We start from the raw sequence: 619 nt of genomic DNA on the forward strand, positions 1-619 counted from the left end.
TTCTCGACAAGCGCCTCCGAGACGAGCAGGGGCGCCAAAACGTTGGTCGTGAAATACGGCATGAAGTGCTCCGGCACCAGCGTCCCGAAATTCTCGTTGGTCTGGGTTGCGAGCGTTCCCGTGGCATTGATCCCCATCACCGCCGCGTTGTTCAGCAATACATCGATCGGCATACCGTCGAGCTTGTCAACCAGGGCTTCACGGTGAGCGGCATTGTTGACGTCCAGCGTTTCCACCTGGACGTTTTCGTAAGTCGATGACAACGCCGCAAGCGTGTCCGGTACCTGATCACGGCGATGCGTGGCAATGACGTGCCAGCCCTTGTCCGCATACTGCTTCGCAAACTCCAGTCCAATGCCGCGATTGGAGCCGGTGATCAGGATGGTCTCGGCGCTTGCTACAGACGAAACAAGCATCGCAGCGAATACAACGAAACACCTGGTTTTCATGGGCTTGGTCTTCATGGGCGCTCGCCTCTGTCGATCAGTCGGTCGTGGCGTCGGCTTCCTGCCTCGCCGCACGCCAGTGATAGAAGGTGATCAGCAACATCACCGGCGTCATTGCGTAGGCCATGCCCGCCAGGGCGATGGGGTCATTGTTGACGATGTGCGTCAATGAC

The 619-nt window shown here is 58.3% G+C and carries 1 protein-coding gene; it reads right to left on the minus strand.

All coding sequences use genetic code 11. The features are described from left to right. Positions 1-464 (minus strand): SDR family NAD(P)-dependent oxidoreductase (locus OXG98_15735; protein MCY3773457.1); only part of this gene is annotated, 464 nt, incomplete at its 3' end. Positions 465-619: the final 155 nt, after the last annotated feature.

The sequence above is a fragment of the Gemmatimonadota bacterium genome, assembly GCA_026706345.1.
GTDB lineage: Bacteria > JAAXHH01 > JAAXHH01 > JAAXHH01 > JAAXHH01 > JAAXHH01.